The organism is Sphingomonas hengshuiensis (genome assembly GCF_000935025.1).
GTDB classification, from domain to species: domain Bacteria; phylum Pseudomonadota; class Alphaproteobacteria; order Sphingomonadales; family Sphingomonadaceae; genus Sphingomonas; species Sphingomonas hengshuiensis.
Window position 1 is genome coordinate 2,687,324 of the sequence record NZ_CP010836.1, and the last position, 19,645, is coordinate 2,706,968.

A 19,645-nucleotide genomic window follows, 5' to 3' on the forward strand; every position below is an offset into this window, starting at 1 on the left:
GCTAGCGCCCCGCGCACAGGGTTACGCGGCTGCGGACATAGGGCGACAGCCCGCTCTGCGGTCGGATATGGACCGTAACGACCGCGCCCAGCGGCACGTCGCGGATGCGCACGAGCGCGTGGGTTACCTGGCTCAGCAATACGCGATCATAGGTCACGCCCGCGCCCTCGTCGCGCACCGGGCGTTCCAGGTCGATCAGGTTGACGCGCCGGGTGGGATCGGCGGCGAGGCAATCGCCGATTGCCTTTGCAGGCCGATAGGAATCGACCGTCATCGCGGAGCGAGTCGATTGCTCCGCCTCGCGCGCATACATCCTTGCCGCCTTGGAGCCGCCCTCGCATCCTCCGAGCAGCGTCAGCAACAGCAGCGCCCCGCCGCGCAGGGCGCTCATGCCGCCCAGTCGGCGCGGGCTATTCCCTGCGCGTAGAGCAAGGCGGTCAGGTCGCCATGATCGATCCGCGCCCCTGCCGACGCCGCGACGATCGGCTTGGCGCGATAGGCGACGCCCAGCCCCGCCTTGCGGATCATCGCCAGATCGTTGGCACCGTCGCCCACCGCCAGCGTCTCGCGCAGGTCGAGCCCGCGCTCGCCCGCAGCGCCCAGCAGCGTGGTTTCCTTGGTCGCGCTGTCGACGATGGGCTTGGTCACGGTGCCGGTGAGCTGGCCTTTGCCGACTTCCAGAACATTGGCGATCACGCGTTCGAACCCCAATCGCGCGCCCACCGGCACGGCAAAGCGCGTGAACCCGCCCGACACCAGCACGGTCAGGGCGCCGCGTGCGCGCATCGTCTTGACCAGAGCCTCCGCCCCCGGCGAATTGCGCACCCGCTCCGCCAAACAAAGGTCGATCGCCCCTTCATCAAGCCCGGCAAGCAGCGCCACCCGCGCATCCAGCGCCGATGCGAAGTCCAGTTCGCCGCGCATCGCGCGTTCGGTAACTTCGGCGATCTGCGGCTTGATCCCGGCATAATCGGCCAGTTCGTCGATGCACTCGACGGTGATCATCGTCGAATCCATGTCGGCGATCAGCAGCTTTTTCTCGCGGTTCGCGGCAGGCTGGACGATCACGTCGGTAAAGGAAAATGCGCCTTCCAGCGCGGCGCGTGCTGCGTCCGGATGCGACACGAACAGCAGGTCCGCCGCACGTCCCTCGTCGAGCCAATGCCGCGCGCCGGGGGCGCAATCGACGCCCGCCAGCCGATCCTGCGCATCGGAAAGCTGCCCGGCCGACAGGCCTTCTGCTACAAGCGTCGCGATGAACATGGTTTCTCCTGATCGGCCAACGGTGGCGCTCATCGCAGGGCCGACCGCGAGCGGCAAGTCCGCACTCGCGCTCGCGCTCGCCGAACGGCATCGCGGCACGATCATCAATGCCGATTCGATGCAGGTCTATGCCGATCTGCGCGTCCTCACTGCGCGCCCGAGCATCGAGGAAGAGACGCGCGCGCCGCACCGGCTGTTCGGCCATGTCGACGGCGCCGACGCCTATTCGGCAGCACGCTGGGCGGCGGAGGCGCGCGCGGAGATCGCGCAGGCGCATGCGCAGGAGCGGTTGCCGATCCTGGTCGGGGGCACGGGGCTGTACCTGCGCACCTTGCTCGACGGGATCGCGCCGGTGCCGGAGATCGCGCCCGACATCCGCCGCGCGGTGCGCGCGATGCCCGTGGCGCTGGCGCATGCCGCGCTCGCGCTGGCCGATCCCCCGGCGGCGGCGCGGCTGGCGCCTGCCGACACGCTGCGCGTCGCCCGCGCGCTCGAAGTCGTGCGTTCGACCGGGCGCCCGCTCGCCGAATGGCAGGCGCAGCGGGTGGGCGGGATCGCGGATGCGGTGCGGCTGGTGCCGCTGATCCTGTTGCCCGACCGCGACTGGCTGGGCGCGCGGATCGACCGGCGCTTTGCCGATATGGTCGATTCCGGCCGCGACGAAGCCGCCGCTTTGCTCGCGCGGACCGATATTCCCGCCGACGCCCCGCTGCTCCGCGCGATCGGCGTGCCCGAGCTGCGCGCGCTGATGGCCGGGGAAATCGATACGGGTCAGGCAGTTGCGGCGGGCGCGCTGGCAAGCCGCCAATATGCGAAGCGGCAATATACGTGGTTCCGCCGCCAGCCGCCTCCGGAGTGGGAGCGCACGAGCGAGACAGAAAAACACTCTTTGATCTCTCTCTTTGAAACTAAGTTGCCTCAATAACGCTTGACACGAATTTTTCGTGCGGCTAGCAGCGCGCCTCCAGCGGTGCTATGCGCGCACCGCAGCAAGGGAGTGCGTATCGTGACCGAGAAGAGCGGAGCAGACATTCTGATCGAGGCGCTGAGCGATCTCGGTGTGGAAGTCATCTTCGGTTATCCGGGCGGCGCCGTGCTCCCGATCTATGATGCGATCTTCAAGCAAGACCGGATCAAGCACATCCTCGTCCGCCACGAGCAGGCGGCGACGCACGCCGCGGAGGGCTATGCCCGCTCGACCGGCAAGCCGGGTGTCGTCCTCGTCACCTCGGGCCCCGGCGCGACCAATGCCGTTACCGGGATCACCGATGCGCTGATGGATTCGATCCCGATGGTCGTCATCACGGGGCAGGTCCCCACCGCGCTGATCGGCACCGATGCGTTTCAGGAGGCCGACACGGTCGGCATCACGCGGCACTGCACCAAGCATAATTACCTGGTGAAGGACCCGGCCAAGCTCGGCGCGACGGTGCATGAGGCGTTCCATATCGCGACCTCGGGCCGCCCCGGCCCGGTCGTGATCGACATCCCCAAGGACGTCCAGGTCGCCACCGCACGCTATCAGGCACCCGGCCCGATCCAGCACAAGACCTATCGTCCGCAGACCCAGCCCGACGCGGCGAAGATCCAGGAAGCGGTCGACATGCTCGCCGCCGCCGAACGCCCGGTCTTCTACACCGGCGGCGGGATCATCAATTCGGGGCCGGAGGCATCGCGGCTGCTGCGCGAGCTGGCGGCGATCACCGGCGCGCCGGTCACGTCGACGCTGATGGGGCTCGGCGCCCTGCCCGCCTCGTCCGACCAGTGGCTCGGCATGCTGGGGATGCACGGCACCTACGAAGCCAATTGGGCGATGAACAAGGCCGATCTGATCATCGCATTCGGCGCGCGGTTCGACGATCGCGTGACCGGGCGGCTCGATGCCTTCGCGCCCAACAGCCGCAAGGTGCATATCGACATCGACCGGTCGAGCGTGAACAAGAATGTCCGCGTCGACCTGCCCATCATCGCCGATGTCGGCATCGCGCTGCGCGAGATGATCGATTGCTGGCATGCGCGCAATCATCCCAAGCCCGACCTCACCGAATGGTGGAGCCGGATCAACGGCTGGCGCCAGGCGGGCTGCCTCGATTTCGAGGACCGGCAGGACGTGATCATGCCGCAGCGTGCGATCCGCGCGCTGTGGGAGGCGACGCACGCCCGCTCGCCGATCATCACCACCGAAGTCGGCCAGCACCAGATGTGGGCCGCGCAGCATTTCGGGTTCGAAGAGCCGAACAAATGGCTGACCAGCGGCGGTCTCGGCACGATGGGCTATGGCCTGCCCGCCGCGATCGGCGCGCAGATGGGCAATCCGGACGCGCTGGTGATCGACATCGCCGGCGAGGCGAGCATCCAGATGAACATCCAGGAGCTGGCAACCGCGACGCAATATCGCCTGCCGGTCAAGATATTCATCCTGAACAACGAATATATGGGCATGGTCCGCCAATGGCAGGAATTGACCTATCAGAGCCGCTATTCGGAAAGCTATTCCGACGCGCTGCCCGACTTCGTCAAGCTGGGCGAGGCCTATGGCTGGAAGGGCATCCGCATCGATGCGCGCGGCGATCTGGAGGACGGCATCCAGGCGATGCTCGACCATGACGGCCCGGTGATCGTCGATTGCCGCGTGGCGAAGCTGACCAACTGCTTCCCGATGATCCCGTCGGGCGCGGCGCACACCGAAATGCTCCTCCAGGCGGCCGAAGTCTCGGGCGAGATGGACGACGAAGCCAAGGCGCTGGTGTGATGGGAACGCAATTCGCTCCCCTCCCTTGCAGGGAGGGGCCGGGGGTGGGTCGAGGCCTGGCAGTGCGGCGTCCGCTTGCCAAGACCCGCCCGTATCGCCCCGCCTCCACCCACCCCTCGATCCCCTCCCTTGCAGGGAGGGGAAGGCAGTAGAGATGCACATCAAACCACAATCCGCAGAGCGGCACACGCTCGCCGTCATCGTCGATAACGAGCCGGGCATCCTCGCCCGGATCGCGGGCCTGTTCACGGCGCGCGGCTACAATATCGAATCGCTGACCGTGTCGGAGATCACCGACGACAACCTGATCAGCCGGATCACGATCGTCACCTCAGCCTCGGCGGAGGTGATGGAACAGATCATCGCCCAGCTCGAACGGCTGGTGCCGGTGCACAAGGTCGTCGACCTCACCACGCATGGCGAGCATGTCGAGCGCGAGCTGGCGCTGGTCAAGGTCGCGGGCACCGGCGATCACCGGATCGAGGCGCTGCGGCTGGCCGAAGTGTATCGCGGCCGCGTGGTCGATGCGACGATCGCCAGCTTCGTGTTCGAAGTCACCGGCACGACGGAGAAAATCGACAAGTTCGTCGAGCTGATGCGCGAAGTCGGGCTGGTCGAAGTCGCCCGCACCGGCATCGTCGCGATTTCGCGGGGCGCGCAGGCGGCCTGAGTTTCAACAGGGTAACCACAACCAACCGTCACCCTGAACTTGTTTCAGGGTCCATCTCTCCACCGGCGATGCCGCCGCCTGTTGCACGTTGGATGCTGAAACAAGTTCAGCATGACGCTCTGATAAAAGGGAAATGCTAGAATGCGTGTCTATTATGATCGCGACGCCGATCTGAACCTGATCACCGACAAGAAGATCGCGATCCTCGGCTATGGCTCGCAGGGCCATGCCCATGCGCAGAACCTGCGCGACAGCGGCGTCAAGGACGTGGCGATCGCGCTGCGCGAAGGCTCGGCGACGGCGAAGAAGGCGATCGACGCGGGCTTCGCGGTCAAGTCGAACAAGGAAGCGGCTGCCTGGGCCGATATCCTGATGATCCTGGCGCCCGACGAGCATCAGGCCGCGATCTGGGAAAACGACATCAAGGGCAATATGAAGCCCGGCGCGGCGCTCGCCTTCGCGCACGGCCTGAACGTCCATTTCGGCCTGATCGAGCCGCCCGCGGACATCGACGTCATCATGATCGCGCCCAAGGGCCCCGGCCATACCGTGCGCAGCGAATATGTGCGCGGCGGCGGCGTGCCCTGCCTGATCGCGATCCACCAGGACGCGACCGGCAACGCGCATGACGTGGCGCTCGCCTATGCCAGCGGCGTCGGCGGCGGGCGTTCGGGCGTGATCGAGACCAACTTCAAGGAAGAGTGCGAAACCGACCTGTTCGGCGAGCAGGCCGTGCTGTGCGGCGGCATCACCCACCTGATCCAGGCCGGTTTCGAAACGCTGGTCGAGGCGGGCTATGCCCCCGAAATGGCCTATTTCGAGTGCCTGCACGAGACCAAGCTGATCGTCGACCTGCTCTATGAGGGCGGCATCGCCAACATGCGCTATTCGATCTCGAACACCGCCGAATATGGCGACATCAAAACCGGCCCGCGGATCATTACCGACGAGACCAAGGCCGAGATGAAGCGCGTCCTGGCGGACATCCAGTCGGGCCGCTTCGTCAAGGATTTCGTCCTCGACAACCGCGCCGGTCAGCCCGAGCTGAAGGCATCGCGCAAGGCTGCGGCTGCGCATCCGATCGAGCAGGTCGGCAGCGAGTTGCGCGCCATGATGCCGTGGATCGGCGCGAACAAGCTGGTGGACAAGGCGAAGAACTGACCCTCACGGGAAACACTATGTTGCCGGCTTCGGGGGTAGCTTCCCGAAGCCGGTCGGCGCAAAAGGGGCGGCAATTTACCGCAAGGAGCCCCTGATGCGCGCTTTTCTCACTCTCGCTTTACTCGTCGCCACTCCGGCCTTTGCCCAGACGGCGCCCCAGCTTCCCGGCCAGCCCGAGGCGAGCCGCGTCGTTGCCGGCACCTATCCCGTCGACACCGGCCACACCCAGGTGACCTTCACCGTCAACCATTTCGGCTTCAGCGCCTTCACCGGCCAGGCCGGCGGCGCCACCGGATCGCTGACGATCGACCCTAAGAACCCCGCGGCTGCGAAGCTCGACATCACGATCCCGACCAGCGGCATCGTCACTACGGTCAAGGCGCTCGACACGCACCTCGCGACGCCCGACTTCTTCGATGCGGCAACCTATCCCACGATCCGCTTCGTCTCGACCGGCGTCGTCGCCAGCGGCAACACCGCCAAGATCACCGGCAATCTGACGCTGCACGGCGTCACCAAGCCGGTGGTGCTCGACGCGAAGTTCGTCGGTGCGGGCGATAACCCGATGAGCAAGAAGCTGAACTTCGGCTTCTCCGCCACGACGACGATCCAGCGCTCGGCGTTCGGCATGGACAAGTACGTCCCGTTCGTCTCGGACGAGGTCAAGATCGAGATCAACGCCGCCTTCGCCGCGCAGTAATCTCGCCGCCCTCTTGTGTCGTCGCGCCAAACCACGAAGGATGGGCGCGGCGACCAGCGGGGGATGGACATGGAAGATCAAATCGAAGGCCGGGCGGGCGTGCAGCGCGTCGAGGCCTTTTCGGACGGCGTGATCGCGATCATCATCACGATCATGGTGCTGGAACTCCACGCGCCGGAGGAACCGGGGCTGATTCACCTGCTCCCGCTATGGCCGGTGTTTCTCGCCTATGTACTCAGCTTCGCCTATGTCGCGGTCTATTGGGTGAACCACCACCGCTTGTTCCATCATGCGGCTCGGATCACGAACGCGCTGCTCTGGTCAAATATCGCGCTGCTGTTCGCACTTTCGCTGGTGCCGTTCGCCACGGCCCATCTGGGGGAGCAGGAATTCACGCGCGAGGCGACTTTGCTCTACATGAGCATCATGTTGCTGCCGTCCTTCGCGTACACCTGGCTGCAGCGCGTGATCCGCGCGACCGGGAGCCAGGAGCGCGCGGCGCGCGAATATCACCGCCGCACCATCAGAAAGGGCGTGGCGGCGACGATCGTCTATGTCGCGGGACTCCCGCTGACGCTGGTCTCGCCATGGCTTGGATTGGGCTGCGCGGCAGTGGTCGCCGTGTTCTGGTTCCTGCCGCGCAGCCGGCTCGACGATCTGTTCGCGCGGTGAGGCGGGCGGGCGAGCCGCCCGCCCCGCCTTCCCTCAGAACCCGAAGCGCGCCCGCACGCCGTAGAAGCGCGGATAGCCGGGATAGCCGGCATAATTGCCGGTCTGCTCGGGGACTGCGAATCCGGTGATGTTGTAATATTGGTTGGTCAGGTTTTCGACGAAGAACTCGCCCTTGATGCTGCCGTCGGTGTTCTGGAGCCCGAGCCGGGCGTTGATCAGCGGATAGTCCGAATTGCGCACGATACCGCGCCCCGCGACGCTGCTCAGCCCGACGATCTCGACGGCGCTGTTATACCGCATGTCGACATGCGCCAGCCCCTTGAGCCCGCTCGTCAATTGCGGTTCCCAGGTCACTGCCGAGTTGATCACATGCTTGGGCTGGTTCTGGATCTGCTCGCCCTCCAGCCCGGCCAGCGGCGTGCCGGTGAAGTTGTTCGACTCGTCGTATTTGGCGTCGAGATAGGTATAGCCCAGCCGCACCGTGAACGCCGCGGTCGGGCGGATCACCGCTTCCGCCTCGATCCCGCGCGAGGTCGATTTGTCGATATTCTGCACGACGAAATTGGTGCCGCTGAACACCAGGTTCTGCAGGTCCTTATACTTCGCGTAAAAGCCCGCGAGGTTGAAGGTGAAGGTGCGGTTCGGGCTGTACTTGATGCCCGTCTCGAACGAATCGACGCTTTCCGGCCCAAAGGCGAGGTCGGCGGCCTGCGGCCCGTTTCCGCCCAGCAGCACCGAATCGAACGTCGCCTGGTCGAGATTATACCCGCCGGACTTATAGCCGCGATCGAAGCTGCCATAGACCAGCAGCTTGTCCGAAGCCTTGAACGCCAGCTTGACTGTGCCGGTGACCTTGTTCTCGCTGCGGTCGTGCGCGTAATTGCCGTTGAACTCGGTATTCACCGCCGGGTTGCAGCTCAGCAGGTACAGATTGTTGAACAGCCCCGGAATGTTTTTGAGGATATTGGCATAGGCCACCGCCGCCGCATTCCCGGCGCGCACCTGGTTGAAGAAACCGCAACTTCCAAGATTATTATTGATCGAGGCGTTCAACTTCTTCGTCTCATGATTGTAACGCGCGCCGAGCGTCAGCGACAATCTGTCAGTCACATTGACGATGTTGTGGGTAAACAGCGCCAGGGCGTCGGTCTTGACCTTGAAGAAGTCCGGGCTGTTGCCCTGCCCCGCCACCGCACCCGGCAGCGGCGACAGCGCAAGCGCGGCAAGCCCCGGCACCACCGGAATGCCCGGAATCGGCGCGGTCCCCGCCTGGGCGCGGAGCAGCGTTACCAGCGGCGCCAGCGCGCCATAGGCGGCGGGGGGTGCTGCGGGATTGATCAGCACCTGCCCCAGCGTCGGCACCCCGCTGCCCAGCGATCCGAAGAATTGCACCGGCGTCCCGAACGCGGCGCCGAGCTGGCCCGCGAAGATCGTGTCGACATAGCGATTGCCGTCATTGCCGATCTTCACCGTGTCGCGCAGGCTCAGTTCCTCGTTGAGGTAGAAGCCGCCGATCAGCCAGTCGAGCTTGCCCCCGAATGCCGATCCCTGGAAGCGCACTTCCTGGGTGATGTCGCGCAGCCGGGTTGCATAGTCGCTGCGATACGCACGATCGATGCCGGAGAAATCGACGTCCTGGTTGCGCGTCGCCCGCCAGTTGCGAACCGCGGTGATCGAGGTCATCTGGACGTCGCCCAGATCCCAGTTGATCTCGCTCGACACGCCGTAATCGGTGACTTTTTCGTTGAGGTCGCGATTGCGCGAAATGCCCATGGTGCGGTCGGACGCCGCGCCGGTATACAGCCCGACAATCCCCTGCGCGGCCGCGATCGACTGGATCACCGGCGCCAGCGAACCGCGCGCGACGCTGACGGCGCCGCAACACGCCTCGTCGGTCTTGGAATAATCCGCAATCAGCCGGAACGTGACGTCGCCGGTGTCGACCAGCATCTGCCCGCGCAGATTGTAGCGATCGATATTGTTGACTCGCCGATCGCTGTTGGCGTCGTGGATATAGCCGTCGCGCTTGCGATAGCCGCCGTCGAAGCGCAGCGCGATCTGTTCGCTTACCGGCCCGGTGATGGCGCCTTCGATTTCATAGGCGTTGTAGTTGCCATAGCTGCCCTCGATATAGCCACTCAGCTTGTCGAAGCGCGGCAGCGCGGTGAAGATCGACAGCGCGCCCGCCGAGGTATTGCGCCCGAACAACGTCCCCTGCGGCCCGCGCAGGATTTCGACGCGCTCCAGTTCGGGAAGCTCGGCGAGCGCCACGCCCGCGCGGGGGCGGAATACGCCGTCGATGAAGACGCCCACTGCGGGCTCGAAGCCCGGATTGTCGCCCGCGGTGCCGATGCCGCGGATCGACAGCGATGCGCCCGTCGCGGCGGACTGGCCGGTGGTGGTCTGGAGGCTGGGGGCAAGTTGCTCGAGCCCGCGAATATCCTGCACACCGGCATTTTCGAGCAGCTCGGCGCTCACTGCAGTAATCGCGATCGGCACGTCCTGCACCGTCTCGTTGCGGCGCGTTGCCGTCACTACGATATCATTGGCGTTGTCGTAATCCTGTGGCGCGGAGTCAGTCGGCACCGGCGCGTTCTGCGCATAAGCGGGTATCGACAGAAACAACGCAAGCGCCGTCGCTGCCAGCAAGTCGGGCTTTTTCATGGGATCAGTCCCCTCTCCATCCGCGCGATTTGATCATCGCCGCGGCGTTGCTTTTATTGTGGAGGCAACTAACGCTCCATTTTTCTGGCCGTCAACGGGTAAGAACCGCAGGATTTCGCGGGTTGCGTCCGTATTTTACTCGAGGGTACAGAAAGGCAACACCGGACCACGGGCGCAAAGGCCGGTTGCCGTAACGTCATTGCCGAACGAGAAAGGTTAGTCGCCAAAATGGTGGAAAATGCCCTTGGACCCGAGGATGGCGACATCATCGCGCGCCCCGCCAAGATTCCCGTTCCCGACAATGTCGCCGAGGCGATCCGCACGCTGATCCGCTGGACCGGCGACGATCCCACGCGCGAAGGGCTGCTCGACACGCCGCAGCGCGTGGCGCGCGCGTGGAAGGAATATTGCCAGGGCTATGGCGAGGACCCCGGCGCCCATCTCAGCCGCGTGTTTGAGGAAGTCGGCGGCTATGACGAGATCGTGCTGCTCAACGACATCCCGTTCCAGTCGCATTGCGAGCATCACATGGCGCCGATCATCGGGACCGCATCGATCGCCTATTTGCCGCGCAACCATGTCGTCGGCATATCGAAGATCGCGCGCGTCCTGCACGGCTATGCCCGGCGCCTCCAGGTCCAGGAGCGGCTGACCGCCGAAGTCGCCGACTGTATCTGGACCAAGCTCAAGCCGCTCGGCGTCGCCGTGGTGATCAAGGCGACGCATAGCTGCATGACCGCGCGCGGCGTCCGCACGCCGGGGGTGGGCATGGTCACCAGCCGGATGATGGGCGTGTTCCGCGAAGACGAGCGCAGCCGCAAGGAAGTGCTCGCACTGATGGGCTTTTGACGTCGATGCGCGTCCTCGTCACCGGCGGCGCGCGCCGGATCGGTGCGGCGATCGCGCGCGAGATGGCGGCGCGCGGCCATGCAATCGCGCTGCATCATCACCATTCGCCCGAGGAAGCCGAGGCGCTGGCGACCGAACTGCGCGGATCGGGCGCCGCGTCGGTGTGCGTGCTGTCGGGGGAACTTGCCGATCCGGCGACTCCGGCGGCGCTGATCGCCGCGGCGCGCGCGCAACTGGGCGGTCCGATCGCAGCCGTGGTCAACAACGCGTCGCTCTTCGCCTTCGATCGCCCGCCGATCGCCGACTATGCGCTGCTCGACCGGCATATGCACATCAACCTCGCCGCCCCCGTCGCGCTGGCGATGGCGATGGCGGCGCAGGACGATCTGGACGACGGAGCGGTGGTCAATCTGCTCGACCAGAAGCTTGCCAACCTGAACCCCGATTTCTTCAGCTATACCTGCTCGAAGCTGGCGCTGGAGGGGGCCACGACGATGCTGGCGCAGGCGTTGGCGCCGCGCATCCGCGTCAACGCGGTGTCGCCCGGGCTGACGCTGCCGAGCCTCGACCAGACCGCCGACGAATTTGCCCAGACCGCGCGCCAGAATTTGCTCGAGCGGGCGGTGGACGCAGGCGACATTGCCCGCACCGTCGCGCATCTGATCGAGACGCGGAGCATCACCGGGCAGAATGTCTTCGTCGATTGCGGCCAGCGCTTCGTGCGGCGCGACGGCGACGTGATGTTTTCCACCCGCGCGCGACCGGAGGCCGGCGCCGATGCCTGACTATGACATCTGCCTCGACGGGCTGGAGGTCAGCATCGGCCTTGGCATCCATCCCGCCGAACGCGCAGCGCCGCAGCGGGTGACGCTGGATGTGGCGATGACGTGTCGGTATCCCGCGCGCCCGGAGGACCGGATCGACGCCGTGGTCGATTATGATTTCCTGCGCACCCGCATCCTGACGCTGGCGGCGGCGGGACACATCGAGCTGCAAGAGACGTTGTGCGAGGAAGTCGCGACGCTTGCGCTCGCCGATCCGCGCGTGGTGCACGTGCGGGTTCGCTCGACCAAGCTCGACATCTATCCCGACGCGCGGATCGGCTGCGAGATCACCCGCACCCGCTGACGGCGTCGGACAAACCGAAACGCAGAAGGACTACCCCCATGACCGATCGCTTCTCCGGCCTCGAACTCCGCTCGACGGTGTCCGCCGCAGGCCAGCTCACGCTCAGCCTCGAGACCGTCGACCGCGACGCCCCCGGCCCCGACGAGGTTATCGTCCGGGTCGAGGCCGCACCGATCAACCCGTCGGACCTCGGCCTGCTGCTCGGCCCGGCCGATCTCTCGACGCTTCGCCCCGGCACGGGGGACGACCCCGTGCTGACCGCAGACATTCCCCCTGCCCGGATGGCCGCGATGAAGCCGCGGCTCGATCAGTCGCTGCCGGTCGGCAATGAAGGCGCGGGCACCGTCGTCGCCGCGGGTGCGAACGCGCAGGCTCTACTCGGCAAGCGCGTCGGGATGATGGGCGGCGCGATGTACGCGCAGTATCGCAAGCTTCCGGCACGCGATTGCATCGTACTGCCGGAGGGCGCGAGCGCCGCCGATGGCGCGTCGATGTTCGTCAATCCGCTGACCGCGTTGTCGATGGTCGAGACATTGCGGCGCGAGGGGCACAAGGCGCTGGTCCACACCGCCGCCGCGTCGAACCTGGGCCAGATGCTCAACCGCGTCTGCATCGCCGATGGCGTGCCGCTGGTGAACATCGTCCGCAGCGAGGCGCAGGCCGAGATCCTGCGCGCGATCGGCGCGACGCATATCGTCGACAGCAGCGCCGCCGATTTCCGCGAAAAGCTCACCGATGCGATCGCCGAGACCGGCGCGACGCTCGCCTTCGACGCGATCGGCGGCGGCAAGCTGGCCAACACGATCCTCCATGCGATGGAAGCCGCCGCAAACCGCACCGCGACCGAATATAGCCGCTATGGATCATCGACCTTCAAACAGGTCTATATCTATGGCGCGCTCGACCTGGGGCCGACCGAGCTGGATCGCGGCTATGGCTTTGCCTGGGCGGTCAGCGGCTTCCTGCTCACGCCGTTCCTGATGAAGCTGGGCATGGAGGGCGTGATGCGGTTGCGCGCGCGGGTGGCGGCGGAACTCACCACGACCTTTGCCAGCCGGTACAGCGCGACCATCTCGCTTGCCGACGTCCTCGATCCGGAAATCGTCGCCGCCTATGCCCGCAAGGCGACAGGCGAGAAATATCTGATCGATCCGTCGCGCTAAGCATAACGGGCGCGCCGTGCAGGCGCGCCTACGTATTTTCCCATGCCCGGGCCGCTCCGGATCGCCTCTATAATTGACGGGGCGGTCCAGCACGCAGTGGCGTCGACCGACGCCGTGTGTGTGCTTCAGGAGTATCGAATGTCGATTGGCAGCTTCGTGCGCAACAGCGCGCTCGCGATGATGGCGATATTGCTGGTCGGCGGGCTGTTTGCGATTTCGCGGCTCGACAATATTCGGATGGGGGGCAAGGTTCAGGTCGCGCAGCAGATGAACGCCGATCTGATCGCGGACATCCTGCCCCCGCCCGAATATGTCATCGAGCCCTATCTGGAAGCGACGCTGCTGGCGCGCGATCCCGACACGGTGGCGCAGCGCGCGGCCCGGCTTGCCGAATTGCGCAAACTCTATGACGAGCGGCACGCCTTTTGGATCACCGCGAACGTCGATGCCGATCTGAAGGCGCAGTTGCTGGAGCATTCGCATCCGGCGGCGATGCGCTTCTGGACGATCGCACAGGGTGCGTTCCTGGACGCGGTGTGCCGTCAGGATCGCCCCGCGATCGATGCCGCCTATGGCCAGCTCAGCGCCGCCTATGCCGACCACCGGCGCGAAGTCGACAAGCTCGTTTCGCTTACGCTCGATCGGCAAAAGGCCGTCGCCGCCGAAGGCGCGCGCGAATTCATGGTCGCGATTGGCATCGTGCTGGCGCTGGGCGTCGTCGTCGGGGCACAGGCGCTGCACTTCTACATCACCATGTACCGCCGCGTGCTGGAGCCGATCGGCACGCTGTCGGGGCTTACTGCCCGGCTTGCGAGCGGCGGGGATGCCGACATTCCCTATCGGGAGCGCACCGACGAGATCGGCTCGATCGCCGTCGGGCTCGAACATTATCGCGCCTCCGCCGCCGCCCGGATCGAGGCCGATGCCCGCAACCTGGCCGAACAGCGGCGGATGACCGACCTGCTCGGCGGCGGGCTGCTCGCGCTGCGCGAAGGCGATCTCAGCCACACGATCGACCAGCCCTTCCCCGCCGAATATGAAGTGCTGCGCCAGAACATCAACGAAGCGATCGCGGCGCTGCGCGACAAGGTCCAACTGCTGCGCGACAGCGCGGGCAATATCGGCGTCACCTCGCGCGAACTGGCGCAGGGTTCGGAGGATCTCGCCCGCCGCACCGAAGGCGGCGCGCACAATGTCGCCAAGGCGACGATGGCGCTCGTCCAGATCGAGGAGCGGCTGAAGGACAGCATGCAGGCCGCCGACACCACCGTGAAGCGCGCCGACGGCGCCATCGCGATGGTGGAGGACAGCCGCTCGACCACCGGGCGCGCAGTGCAGGCGATGGAGCGCGCGCGCGGCAGTGCGCTCAACATCGACGGCGTGATCGAGGGGCTCGACAAGATCGCGTTCCAGACGCGGGTGCTCGCGATGAACGCGGCGGTCGAGGCGGGGCGCGCGGGCGAATCGGGGCGCGGCTTCGCGGTGGTTGCCGACCTCGTCTCCGCGCTCGCGATGCGTGCCGAGGATCAGGCCAAGCAGGCGCGCGAAATGCTCACCGAGACCCAGGCCGATATCCTCCAGGCGGCCGATGCCGTGGCCCAGACCCAAAGCGCGCTCGACGCCGTGACCGGCGATTTCGAGGCGGTGCATGCGCTGATCTCGGCGATCGATCGCGACAACCACGCCCAGTCCACTGCCGTGTCCGAAGTGGCGCATGCGATGAAGGGGCTCGACACGATCACCCAGCAGAATGCGGCGATGGTCGAACAGACGTCCGCGGCCCTGGGCAACCTGTCGGGCGAAGTCGGCGCGCTCGCGACCCGCGCCGGGGCGTTCCGGTTCGAGCGCGACGGCGGAGCGCCGCTGGCGGTCCCCGCCGCACCACGCCCGACCGTGCACTGACCGAAAATATCAGCGGCTACCCCGCGCGATTGGCCGCGCTGAGCACTGCGCGCACCGAGGCCGTGGCGATGTCGGCATCGATCCCGACACCGAACACCGTCCGCCCGTCATCGGTGCGGCATTCGACATAGGCCGCCGCCTGCGCATCGGCGCCGTTGCCGATCGCGTGCTCGCTGTAATCGACCACATCGAGCCGCGGCCCGGTCGACCCGCCCAGCGCATCGATCACGCCGGAGATCAGCCCGTTGCCGCGCCCGGAGATCGAGCGCGGTTCGCCGTCGATCGCGATGCGGCCCACGAACACGCGCTTGCCAGTGCCGCCGGTCTCCTCATAATCGACCAGCGCGATCCGGTCGGCATCGCCCGGCAGATAGGTCCGATCGAACAGCGCGCCGATGTCCGCCGCGTTCAGCTCGCGGCTGGTCTCGTCGGCCAGCGCCTGGACGTGGCGGCTGAAATCGGCCTGCATCCGCTTGGGCAGCTTGAGCCCGCGATCCTGCTCGAGCACCCAGGCGACGCCGCCCTTGCCCGATTGTGAATTGACGCGGATCACCGCCTCGTAATCGCGGCCCAGGTCCTTGGGGTCGATCGGCAGATAGGGCACGTCCCACATCTGGTCGTTGCGCGCTTCCTGCGCGGCGAAGCCCTTCTTGATCGCGTCCTGATGGCTGCCCGAAAAGGCCGTGAACACCAGCTCACCCGCATAAGGGTGGCGCGGATGCACGGGCAGCCGGTTGCAATATTCGACCGTCTGGATGACCTCGTCGATGTCCGAGAAATCGAGGCCGGGGTCGACCCCCTGGGTGTACATGTTGAGCGCCAGCGTCACCAGATCGACATTGCCGGTCCGCTCGCCATTGCCGAACAGGCAGCCTTCGACCCGGTCGGCGCCCGCCAGCAGCCCCAGCTCCGACGCCGCGACGCCGGTGCCGCGATCGTTATGCGTGTGCAGGCTGATCACCACCGCCTCGCGGTTGCGGATGTTGCGCCCGAACCATTCGATCTGGTCGGCATAGATATTGGGCGTCGCCGCTTCCACCGTCGCGGGCAGGTTGAGGATGATCGGCTTGTCCGCCGTTGGCTGGAGGATGTCCATCACCGCCTCGCAAACCTCGACCGAGAAATCGAGTTCGGCGGTGGAGAAGGTCTCGGGGCTGTATTCGAAGCGCCAGTCGGTGTCGGGCTGGGCGGCGGCGCAGTCGCGCATTACCTTCGCGCCCTCGATCGCGATCCCGCGGATTTCGTCGCGGCTCATCCCGAACACGATCCGGCGCCATGCCGGCGAAACCGCGTTATAGAGGTGGACGATCGCGGTCTTCGCGCCGCGCAGGCTTTCGAAGCTGGTCTCGATCAGGTCGCGGCGCGACTGGGTCAGCACCTGGATCGTCACGTCGTCGGGCACCTTGCCGTCGCGCACCAGCCCGGAGATGAAATCGAATTCGGTCGCGCCTGCGCTGGGGAAGCCGACTTCGATTTCCTTGATGCCGACGCGGCACAGCAGGTCGAAGAAGCGCTGCTTCTTCTCGCCGTCCATCGGATCGATCAGCGCCTGGTTGCCGTCGCGCATGTCGGTCGACAGCCAGCGCGGCGGCTGGGTTATGGTGCGGCTGGGCCATTGCCGGTCGGGCAAATCGACCTGGGGGAAGGCACGGTATTTGACGCTGGGATCGCGCAGCATGATCAGTCTCTCGGGCTAGGCCCGCAGGCATGCGGGCGCTGAAGATGGTTCGAGTCGAGTTGGCCCTTAGAGGCGCGCGCAGGCAAACGGCACCCCTAAGGGCGCGTAAGTCGGTGTCCGAGGAGCGGGCGCGCAATCTGCATGGGCGCGATGATAGCCGCTCCGGCGCGAATGTCCAGTTCCGGAATCCTCCCGGATTGAGCGGCCACAGGCACCCCAATAGACATATTCCGGATGTTGCAGATACTCTATGTCAGCACCGCCAACCCGGCGTTAGGCCCCGTCGATCCCGGCCCGATCCTCGAGGTGTCGCGCCTGTGGAACGAGGGGGACGGGATTACCGGGCTGCTCTATTCCGATGGCATGCGCTTCCTCCAGGTCCTCGAAGGACCCCAGGCCGAGACCGCCGCATGCATGGCCCGCATCCGCCGCGACCGGCGGCACAAGGCGGTGGTGGAGCTTTCGCGGCGCGCCATCGAGGAACGCCAGTTCGGCGACTGGGCGATGGCGCATCGCGGCCCGGGCGACGAGGCGGAAACGTTCATCGCGCGGGTCGATGCGATGGTCGCCGGCGCGTCGCTGGGCGTGCGCGCGACGTTCGAGGGGTTTGTCCGAGAGCGGATGCGCTCCGGACGGGTGCGCAGACAGGCTGCGCGCGCCTGAACCCGCGAGACGCGCGTCAGTCGGCGGCGTTGTCCAGCATCTCGGCATCTTCGTTGGTGATCGCATAGGCCGGAGTTTCGTCGGGCGGCGCATCTGGGGTGGCGCTGGCGCGCGGCGACGGCGTCGCGACGATCTCGGCCATGGGCGGGGCGTCGGAATAGTTCGTCCCCGTCGTGCCGCCCCCGCCGCATCCGCCCAGCGCCACCAGCACGCCCACCATCAGCAATCGCACGCGCATCGCTCTCTCCCAGCCTGTGCGACCGCGATAGCATGCGCCCGCGGCGCAAACCACGCCCCCCTGGGCGCCGTTTTCGGCCAGAGCGTCGCATCGGTGCGACGAGCCGCGTCGCGGGTGCATCCCTTTGCCGACCCGCTGCGCTTAGGCTGGAGTGGCAGGAGAGGGTTCATGACCGAACGGCTCAAGCAGGGGGACCGGGTATCTTGGAAATCGCACGGCGGCACCGCACACGGCAACGTCGTGGCTAGACAGACGCGTGATACCAAGATCAAAGGGCACCAGGTACGTGCATCCGCGCACGCACCGCAATACATCGTCGAAAGCGGCAAAGGCGGAAGGGCCTCCCACAAGCCCGCCGCGCTGACGAAGGAATAGCCCGGGCACGGGCATAACAGGAGACGAACAACATGGCCGAAACCAAAGCACGCGGCGGCATCGCCAAGCCGGTCACCCCCTCGCCCGAGCTTGCGAAGATCGTCGGCACCGCCGATCTGCCGCGGAGCGAAATCGTGAGCAAGATGTGGGAGTACATCAAGAAGCATGACCTCCAGAACCCTGAAAACAAGCGGGAAATTCTGGCGGACGCCACGCTGGAGCCGATCTTCGGCGCCAAGAAGGTGACGATGTTCGAAATGAACAAGCACATCTCCAAGCACGTCAAGTAAGGCCGCCGCCGGCGGGTCGCCGGCGCGCCCGAGGACGGGTTTGCAAACAGGCGGGGCGGGCTTCGAACGAAGCCCGCCCCGCTTGCGTTTTGGCGGCGGATCGGGGCGCGCGACTCTGCAGGATGCCGCAGCGTCAAACCGCCTGGCGGCGGGGCGATGCGGCGGCTTTCACGCCGCGATGGAAGGCCTTTGCGGGCTCAGAATGCCCCTTTTCGTAACCCGCCCTTGGTTTTCCACAGAAATTTTCACACGCGATGGCGAGGCGCTTCGCGGCATCACGGGGTGGCCATCCCGGCGCGGCGCTGGCATGGCCGCGGACGAACGGAGACCGAACATGGCTGAGAAATTCGAACGGCATCGCCAGCCCTGGCGACAGGACGAAATCCAGAAGCTGCACACGCTGGCCAAAAAGGGAATGCCGCTGCGCGCAATCGCCAAGGCGCTGACCCGCAGCGAGGAATCGGTCAAGGACCGCGCCAAGGCGGACGGGCTGTCGATCGCGAAATTGCATTGAGTGCAATTCCCTCTCCCGGCGGGAGAGGGAGGGAGCGCCGGAGGTACGGAAGCGTGGCGCGGGCGGACTGAAAGCCGCCGAACCGCGCTTTACTACTGAAAGGCGCCTGTCGGCTGCCGCCCCAAAGTCAGACGTTAAGCGCGGTGATAGCGAAGCCCGTTAGCTGCCAAAAACCCCTTGGTATCAAAGCTGCTCCAAACTTCGCCCCACGGAAACAAGCCAGCGCTTATTCCCATCTCGTCAGTAAGCGTGCGGCGAACGAAAGCGATCTCTGCGTCGATCGCGTCTCTTGTCGGCCAATCACCGTCCGTTTCGGCATTCGGCAGCCGCACGCTCCAAGATGCTCGGTCAAGCAAATTATGATGAAAACACAGGGAGAGGTGCGCTGGCTGGCCACCGAACGTCAGTCCGCGCAGGTGTAGCCAATTGAAACCATTACCATGATCTCGCGAGCTATCTGCCAGTGTCGCAACCTGTGGCTCAACGGCGGTTCGCTGCTCGCCAGACTTGAGGACAACAGTGTCGCCAATGCGAATTTCGCCGGTCCGCTGGTCTATCGAAAAAGAGGGTGCCATCGGAAGATGGATGCACGATCCCGGCGTGATTACAACGGCTGCTTTTTCAGTATCGGACTCGTAAGCTGCTGGTCCGCTTTCCACCAATTCCGGGCACTCGCGGCGAGCTTCGCCCGTACCGTCCGACGCAGCAGCCGCCCCCTTGCAATCGCGCCAATGTTCCCCATATGTACCATCGTTGCCGCCTTTCGGCGACCGCTCTTTGATTCCGTAAGATGCCCCCTCACGTGCGCAAGGCGCGCGCTTCGCGGGCTCGACCCATGTTCCGGCTGGCGGTTCCCGCCAACGCTCCACGCGCCTAAACTTCCTAAACTTCGCATCCCCTCGCCTGCCCGTGGCGAGGCCTGCCGAAAAACGCGCGTGCGCCTAAACTTCCTAAACTTCGCGC

21 protein-coding genes are annotated in these 19,645 nt (G+C 65.8%); 15 read left to right on the forward strand and 6 right to left on the reverse strand.

The annotated features are described in order from the left end of the window. Position 1 precedes the first annotated feature (1 nt). Together TS85_RS11890 and serB are read right to left on the reverse strand one after the other, a co-directional pair. Complete coding sequence (locus tag TS85_RS11890) at positions 2-391, reverse strand: hypothetical protein (RefSeq protein WP_044332382.1); 390 nt, start codon at positions 389-391, stop codon at positions 2-4. Beyond that, entirely contained in the window at positions 388-1,263 is an 876-nt protein-coding gene (serB, locus tag TS85_RS11895; RefSeq protein ID WP_044332384.1) for a phosphoserine phosphatase SerB, read from the reverse strand. Before serB ends, TS85_RS11890 begins: the two co-directional genes overlap by 4 nt. On the opposite strand from serB, the gene miaA reads away from it, so the two are divergent. The 6 genes from miaA (at position 1,262) to TS85_RS11925 (ending at position 7,218) form a co-directional block, all read left to right on the forward strand. After that, entirely contained in the window at positions 1,262-2,188 is a 927-nt protein-coding gene (gene miaA / locus TS85_RS11900) for a tRNA (adenosine(37)-N6)-dimethylallyltransferase MiaA (RefSeq protein WP_044332386.1), read from the forward strand. The two genes, serB and miaA, sit on opposite strands and share 2 nt — an antisense overlap. A gap of 81 nt (positions 2,189-2,269) precedes the next feature. Continuing rightward, on the forward strand, positions 2,270-4,015 hold the full coding sequence (locus TS85_RS11905; RefSeq protein ID WP_044336204.1) for an acetolactate synthase 3 large subunit: 1,746 nt from the start codon (positions 2,270-2,272) through the stop codon (positions 4,013-4,015). A 154-nt stretch (positions 4,016-4,169) separates the two neighbouring features. Continuing rightward, entirely contained in the window at positions 4,170-4,685 is a 516-nt protein-coding gene (gene ilvN / locus TS85_RS11910) for an acetolactate synthase small subunit (RefSeq protein WP_044332388.1), read from the forward strand. Between the two features lie 141 nt (positions 4,686-4,826). Next, positions 4,827-5,846, forward strand: coding sequence for a ketol-acid reductoisomerase (gene ilvC, locus TS85_RS11915; protein WP_044332389.1), 1,020 nt, complete (start codon positions 4,827-4,829; stop codon positions 5,844-5,846). A 94-nt stretch (positions 5,847-5,940) separates the two neighbouring features. Further along, on the forward strand, positions 5,941-6,546 hold the full coding sequence (locus tag TS85_RS11920) for a YceI family protein (RefSeq protein ID WP_044332391.1): 606 nt from the start codon (positions 5,941-5,943) through the stop codon (positions 6,544-6,546). Positions 6,547-6,615: 69 nt separating this feature from the next. Then, positions 6,616-7,218: a TMEM175 family protein gene (locus TS85_RS11925; RefSeq protein WP_044336205.1), complete on the forward strand. Its 603-nt coding sequence runs from the start codon at positions 6,616-6,618 to the stop codon at positions 7,216-7,218. 33 nt (positions 7,219-7,251) lie between these two features. Here the strand turns inward: TS85_RS11925 and TS85_RS11930 are convergent, their stop codons facing one another. Continuing rightward, on the reverse strand, positions 7,252-9,882 hold the full coding sequence (locus TS85_RS11930) for a TonB-dependent receptor (RefSeq protein ID WP_044332393.1): 2,631 nt from the start codon (positions 9,880-9,882) through the stop codon (positions 7,252-7,254). Between the two features lie 228 nt (positions 9,883-10,110). On the opposite strand from TS85_RS11930, the gene folE reads away from it, so the two are divergent. From folE to TS85_RS11955, 5 genes are all read left to right on the forward strand, one after another. Beyond that, complete coding sequence (gene folE, locus TS85_RS11935; RefSeq protein WP_044332395.1) at positions 10,111-10,731, forward strand: GTP cyclohydrolase I FolE; 621 nt, start codon at positions 10,111-10,113, stop codon at positions 10,729-10,731. A 5-nt stretch (positions 10,732-10,736) separates the two neighbouring features. Then, a complete protein-coding gene (locus TS85_RS11940) occupies positions 10,737-11,516 on the forward strand; it encodes an SDR family oxidoreductase (protein WP_044332397.1) in 780 nt (259 codons plus the stop codon). Next, on the forward strand, positions 11,509-11,859 hold the full coding sequence (locus TS85_RS11945; RefSeq protein ID WP_044332398.1) for a dihydroneopterin aldolase: 351 nt from the start codon (positions 11,509-11,511) through the stop codon (positions 11,857-11,859). Before TS85_RS11940 ends, TS85_RS11945 begins: the two co-directional genes overlap by 8 nt. Positions 11,860-11,897: 38 nt before the next feature. Beyond that, the gene (locus TS85_RS11950) at positions 11,898-13,022 is read left to right on the forward strand and encodes a zinc-binding dehydrogenase (protein WP_044332399.1); all 1,125 of its coding nucleotides are present in this window, start codon (positions 11,898-11,900) and stop codon (positions 13,020-13,022) included. A 138-nt stretch (positions 13,023-13,160) separates the two neighbouring features. Beyond that, entirely contained in the window at positions 13,161-14,924 is a 1,764-nt protein-coding gene (locus TS85_RS11955) for a methyl-accepting chemotaxis protein (RefSeq protein WP_044336206.1), read from the forward strand. 16 nt (positions 14,925-14,940) lie between these two features. Here the strand turns inward: TS85_RS11955 and leuA are convergent, their stop codons facing one another. Beyond that, on the reverse strand, positions 14,941-16,602 hold the full coding sequence (gene leuA, locus TS85_RS11960) for a 2-isopropylmalate synthase (protein ID WP_044332400.1): 1,662 nt from the start codon (positions 16,600-16,602) through the stop codon (positions 14,941-14,943). A gap of 234 nt (positions 16,603-16,836) precedes the next feature. Here leuA and TS85_RS11965 point away from each other — a divergent pair, with 234 nt between their 5' ends. After that, the gene (locus tag TS85_RS11965) at positions 16,837-17,265 is read left to right on the forward strand and encodes a BLUF domain-containing protein (RefSeq protein WP_044332402.1); all 429 of its coding nucleotides are present in this window, start codon (positions 16,837-16,839) and stop codon (positions 17,263-17,265) included. 16 nt (positions 17,266-17,281) lie between these two features. On the opposite strand, the gene TS85_RS11970 is transcribed toward TS85_RS11965, so the two are convergent. Next, positions 17,282-17,503, reverse strand: coding sequence for a hypothetical protein (locus tag TS85_RS11970; RefSeq protein WP_044332404.1), 222 nt, complete (start codon positions 17,501-17,503; stop codon positions 17,282-17,284). Positions 17,504-17,671: 168 nt separating this feature from the next. Between TS85_RS11970 and TS85_RS24695 the strand changes: the two genes are divergently transcribed. The 3 genes from TS85_RS24695 (at position 17,672) to TS85_RS11980 (ending at position 18,682) form a co-directional block, all read left to right on the forward strand. Further along, on the forward strand, positions 17,672-17,878 hold the full coding sequence (locus TS85_RS24695; RefSeq protein WP_077228836.1) for a hypervirulence associated TUDOR domain-containing protein: 207 nt from the start codon (positions 17,672-17,674) through the stop codon (positions 17,876-17,878). Between the two features lie 32 nt (positions 17,879-17,910). Then, positions 17,911-18,168: an SWIB/MDM2 domain-containing protein gene (locus tag TS85_RS11975; RefSeq protein ID WP_044332406.1), complete on the forward strand. Its 258-nt coding sequence runs from the start codon at positions 17,911-17,913 to the stop codon at positions 18,166-18,168. Positions 18,169-18,502: 334 nt separating this feature from the next. Continuing rightward, the gene (locus tag TS85_RS11980) at positions 18,503-18,682 is read left to right on the forward strand and encodes a hypothetical protein (protein WP_044336207.1); all 180 of its coding nucleotides are present in this window, start codon (positions 18,503-18,505) and stop codon (positions 18,680-18,682) included. Between the two features lie 134 nt (positions 18,683-18,816). On the opposite strand, the gene TS85_RS25430 is transcribed toward TS85_RS11980, so the two are convergent. After that, a complete protein-coding gene (locus tag TS85_RS25430) occupies positions 18,817-19,344 on the reverse strand; it encodes a hypothetical protein (protein WP_155006394.1) in 528 nt (175 codons plus the stop codon). Positions 19,345-19,645 lie beyond the last annotated feature (301 nt).